This window comes from Candidatus Ruminimicrobium bovinum (assembly GCF_902760015.1).
GTDB classification, from domain to species: domain Bacteria; phylum Elusimicrobiota; class Endomicrobiia; order Endomicrobiales; family Endomicrobiaceae; genus Ruminimicrobium; species Ruminimicrobium bovinum.
Map to the genome: position 1 here is coordinate 1 of NZ_CACWEU010000136.1, position 5,354 is coordinate 5,354.

Here is a 5,354-nt window from a genome sequence, read left to right on the forward strand (position 1 = left end):
CTGAAGCTTTTGAAAATATATTAAAAAAAGATATTGAAATTCCAAGTTATGAAATAATTAAATGGTTACAAGAAGGTGTGCATATACATAAAGATGGTGATAAGTGTAAATTTTGTGGTGGAGAATTAAAATATCAAAGTATTAAAGAAAGAATTAAACAATATTCAGAGAATAAAAAACATAAAGCTGAAGAATTATTTAGAAATTTGCAAGAACAATTAGAAAATTCAAAAAAAGAAATAGACGAAATATATTTAAATAAACAAATATATTCTTTGTCGTTAGAAAATAACGATATTGAAAAAATTTTTGATAATATTAGAAATATCAGAAAAGAAATAGAGAATTTTTTAGTATCTTTACAAAATTTAAATAAAGATATCATTCCTGTTTTTAAAAAACTAAATACTTCCGTACTTGTTGTACAACAGAATGTGCAAGAAATTATTGATATAAAAAAGAAAAAGTTAAAAGAATTATATGAGCAACAAAATAAATTAGATACGCTAGTAAAAGGTGCGATATATTTAGAAATCAAAAAAAATCCTTTGATTTCATCCAATATTAAAAAGATTGATGAAAAGCAGAAAAATTTAGATTTAAAAATAGAATTTAACAAAGAAAAAAGAAACAAGATTATAGATCTTAAAAAAACAAAATCTCCAACAGGCGACTTTGCTAATTTTGTCACACAAGTTTTACAAGATATGAATATTAATTTAAAAATTGAATTAGATACAAATAATAATGACTATATCATAAAAAGCACAAATGAAAATATTAATCTCAAAATAAAAGATATAAGTGAAGGAGAAAAAAATTTATTAGTAATATTATTTTTTTATTATGAATTATTTGATGATAATAAACAACAAAACATAAAAAATGAAATAGAATTAATTGTGATAGATGACCCCATATCAAGTTTAGATGATTCAAATAAGTTTTATATTTTAGAAATAATGAGAATAATACTAAAACTATCTGATCAACAAGTTTTTATATTGACACATAGTTGGAATGATTTTTGTAATATAAGTTATGGTAAAGAAAAAGATGAACAAAAAAATATTTTGATAGAAGTAAAGAAAAAAAATGGAGAAAGTTATCTGGAAAAATTGAATAATAATATTAAGCCTTATAAATATTTGTTTAAAGAAATTTATGAGTTTTCTAAAAAAAGCATTGGAGATTATAATAATTGTGAAATATTTCATTATCCTAATGTTATGAGAAGGATTTTTGAAGAATGGTATGCTTTTAAGACAGGAGTTCATTTTAATTTAACAGAAAGTAAGATTGATCGATTAGCTAATGATTTTCAAATATCTGATTTTAATGATAAAATTGAACTTGGGAAATTGTTAAAAGTATGTAATATTTTATCTCATTCTATAAATGAATCACTAAATCCGCAAGAGATACACCAAGCATCAAAATATTTAATGAAAATAATAGAAATTCAAGATAAATTACATTTTGATAAAATGAAAGAATAAAAAATCTAAAGTTTTTTATAGCTTAATAGTTAATTAGTTTGTATTTACAACTGAATATTGAATACTTTTGGAGTCTACGACGACAAAAGAAATTTGATACTATTTTTATATAAAAAAACAAAAATAAAAGTTGCCTAAAAAGTAATATTTTTAATAAAAAAGTTTTAAATAATATATTTTAGGAGTAATTTATGAAATGTTTAAATTGCAATGGAGAATTAGAAGAGAATGCTAAATTTTGTTCTAATTGTGGGACAAAAGTGAAATTGTATTGTCCAGAATGTAAAAGTAGTATAAAACAAGGTGCTAAATTTTGTTCTAATTGTGGATATAGATTAACAGATAATAATTTGGAACTTGATGATGATATTGAAAATGATAATGGAGAAATAGAATATGAACTTGGAATGGATGCTGAGAAAGAAAAAGACTATGAAAAGGCATTTGAATACTTATCCATATCAGCTAATAAGGGGCATAATGATGCTAAATATTTTGTAGCTAGATTATATCTATATGGTTTAGGTGTAGAAAGAGATTATCAAAAGGCTTTTATGATATATAAAGATTTAGCAGAACAAGGTGATTCTTATGCTCAATTAGATTTAGCAGATTGCTATTGGTATGGAGATAATAAAAATAATGAAAAAGGAAAGGATATAAGAAAAGCTTTTGAATGGTATACAAAATCAGCAGAACAAGGAAATCCTTTTGCCCAAGAACGATTAGGAGATATATATTCTCTTGGAGGAATTGTTGAAAAAGATGAAAGCAAAGCTTTTGAATATTATTTAAAAGCCGCTAAGCAAGGAAGTTCTTCTGCACAGTGGATAGTAGGTGCTCGTTATTATTGTGGAACTGGATGTAAACGAAATGAATATTTGGCTTTTGAATGGTATACAAAATCAGCAGAACAAGGAAATCCTTATGGACAGTGTCTTTTAGGAGAAATGTATCAAGATGGTATAGGATTAGACGAAGAGTATAAAAATTATAGGAAAGCTATTTATTGGTATACAAAATCAGCAGAACAAGGTGATTCAGATGGGCAATATCATTTGGGATATTGTTATGAAAATGGTATAGGAACAGAAAAAAGTTATCTTAAAGCATACGAATTATATAAAAAATCAGCAGAACAAGGAAATCCAGATGCAATAAATAGACTAAAAAAACTTGAAGAATTAGGGGTAAAAATATGAAATGTCCAATTTGTAAAGAAGAGATAAAAAATAATAGTAAATTTTGTTCACAATGTGAAACAAAATTAGATTTATCTAATCAATTGAATGGAGATGATTTTAATTATAGAGATAGGTTCGAATTTGAATCTCTAAAAAAAATAGATGATATAACTAATTTGAAAATATCATTAGCAAATATAGAATTTATATTACCTATCTTAATATTAACACTAAAACATATGATAATTCAAGATAAAAATGGAGAAATATCAATAAAAAATTTGTATAAACAATTTATGTTTTCTTTTATATTTTTAATTAGGAATTCTAATTTTGGTAAGGATATAAAAGAGAAAATATATAAAGATATAAAAATAGATAAAGATATTTTTGAACAGATAGAATATTTTATTCCGACAAAAAAAGATTTTTTGTCTAATAGTAATAAATTACTGGAAAATATGATAGTCGTTATGATATTGTTACAAAAATATGAAGATAATATTAATAGCGAAATTTTAAAACAAGATTATGAAAAAGAAGTAACAAGTGTGTTAAGTGATTTTTGTTGTAATAATTTTGATGATAAAGTTTATCGTAGTAATTTAATTGAAAAATATAAAGAAAGGGATTATTATGATGTTATTTCAATTTTAATAAATTTTTTAGCAAGTAATGGTGAAGTTATTGTTAATTATAAAGCAATGGAATAAAAATATTGTAAAGAGGAAAACATTATGCTTTGGGTGTTTGTTTTTTTATTTGTTTGTACACTAGGTATTGCTATACATTATTATTTAAAGTTTAAAGGAGAACAACTAAACAGCAAGAATTATATAAAAGAGAAAGAAAATTTTTTAATAGATTTAGGAAAATATGAACAGCATAAAGAAATATATGAACAACAAAAAGAGATATTAAAAGAAAAAGATTTGAAAATAGATGATCTTGATAAACAAATTAAAATTTATAAGATGGATTTAGGAAAATATGAACAACAAAAAGAAACACTAAAAGAAAAGGATTTAAAAATAGAAGAACTGGAAAAACAAATTAAAAACAATCAAGAAAAGTTATCTGAATTATACAAAAAAATAACAGCATTTGAAAAAGATAAAGAACATTTAGAAAAGGAAAAAATACAACTTGAACAAATACAAAAAGATTTGATTTTAAATTCTAAAACTGTATTTGAACAAGTTGCAACAGGTATATTGAAAAATACAAAAGAGGAACTAACCGATACAAATAAAAAAGAATTAAAAAATGTAGTTGAACCTTTTGAAAAAAATATAAAATCATTTGAAACTACAATTCAAACACAAACAAAGGAATTTAGTCAAACAAGAGGGGCTTTGGAAAATGAACTTAAAAATGTTATTAATCAAGGGAATCAGTTAAAAGAACAAACTTCAAGCCTTATTGATATGTTCAAAACAGATTCAAAAGCCAAAGGTGATTTTGGTGAAACAATTTTGCAGACAATATTAGAAAATTCAAATTTACAAGAGGGCGTTAACTATTTCTTTCAAAAACAAAAAGATAGTAAAAGACCCGATTTTCAGATTTTATTACCCGGTAATAAATGGATAGTAATAGATTCAAAAGTTCCTTTATCTGCATATATGAATTATTGTAATGCTAAAACAGATGAAGAAAAAAATAAATTTTTAGATGAGCATATAGAAGTTATAAAAACATTTATAAAAGATTTGTCTTCTAAAAAGTATACTGAGAAATTTATCGAAAATGCTAAGACAATTAGTCCTGATTTCACATTTATGTTCATCTATCCAGAAGAAGCTTATATTTCAGCTTTAAGATATAAACCTACATTAACAGATGATGCTTGGAAAAAAGATGTAGCAATTGTATCAGCTACATCATTAATACATACTATAAGAATTATTGAAAAATTGTGGGATGTTCAAAGACAAATAGAAAATCATGAAAAAATAATATCTATAGCCAAAAATTTAAAAACAAGAATATTTAGTTTTATTGATAATATGGCAACAGTAAGTTCTAATATTATTACACTTAATACAAATTTTAATAAATTTTCAAATACAGTAAAAGGTAGTAGAGGTTTAGAAAAATTGGTTAATGATTTATCTTCTTATGGTATTGATTCTAGTCATAATAAATTAGATATTAATAAGATAAAAGAAATAAATATTGAAAAAGCAATTGAAGATTCTAACAACAACGAATCATTGTCTTAAATGTAACAATATTGATAAATATATTGAGGTAAAACTATCAGATATAGAATTTAGATAGATAGTTTTATAAAAAATTTGACAAAAAAAATTTTTTGTTATACAATTATGCCAACAAGTTAATAAAAGGTTTAAGCAAAGGTGCTTAAGGATTGTAGTTAAATCTTTAAGCACCTTTTTTATTAAGTAAATTTAAATAGATAAATAAGTATTTAGCAAAGGTGCTAAAGAGATTAAAAATCTTTTTAGCTTTTTTTTATTAAAAATAATTAAAAAAAATAAATAACAGGAGGAAGTAACAATGTATACAAAACAAGACATTATCAAAATTGTTAAGGAGCAGGATGTTCAGTTTATCAGATTACAGTTTACCGATATTTTCGGTCAATTAAAAAATGTTGCAATAACTGCAAGCCAAATAGAAAAAGCTTTAGACAATAAATGTATGC

Annotated in this window: 4 protein-coding genes and 1 pseudogene; all 5 read left to right on the forward strand. The window is 23.5% G+C overall.

Annotated elements, in window-relative coordinates:
* A partial coding sequence (locus ACMUOV_RS04840) for an AAA family ATPase (RefSeq protein ID WP_413853979.1) occupies positions 1–1,499 on the forward strand: 1,499 nt, incomplete at its 5' end.
* A 191-nt stretch (positions 1,500–1,690) separates the two neighbouring features.
* Positions 1,691–2,701 carry a double zinc ribbon domain-containing protein gene (locus ACMUOV_RS04845; RefSeq protein ID WP_413853980.1) on the forward strand — a complete coding sequence of 337 codons (1,011 nt, stop codon included), beginning with the start codon at positions 1,691–1,693 and terminating at the stop codon, positions 2,699–2,701.
* Complete coding sequence (locus tag ACMUOV_RS04850; protein WP_413853981.1) at positions 2,698–3,396, forward strand: hypothetical protein; 699 nt, start codon at positions 2,698–2,700, stop codon at positions 3,394–3,396. The genes ACMUOV_RS04845 and ACMUOV_RS04850 overlap by 4 nt, the downstream gene beginning before the upstream one ends.
* Positions 3,397–3,429: 33 nt before the next feature.
* Positions 3,430–4,908, forward strand: a complete 1,479-nt coding sequence (gene rmuC, locus ACMUOV_RS04855; protein WP_413853982.1) for a DNA recombination protein RmuC — start codon at positions 3,430–3,432, stop codon at positions 4,906–4,908.
* Between the two features lie 298 nt (positions 4,909–5,206).
* Positions 5,207–5,354: pseudogene (locus ACMUOV_RS04860) on the forward strand (type I glutamate--ammonia ligase); the annotation flags it as partial.

Excerpts from the sequence above, each read along its gene's own strand:
- ACMUOV_RS04845 (WP_413853980.1), top strand. The coding sequence starts at position 1,691 with ATGAAATGTTTAAATTGCAATGGAGAATTAGAAGAGAATGCTAAATTT.
- ACMUOV_RS04850 (WP_413853981.1), top strand. The coding sequence starts at position 2,698 with ATGAAATGTCCAATTTGTAAAGAAGAGATAAAAAATAATAGTAAATTT.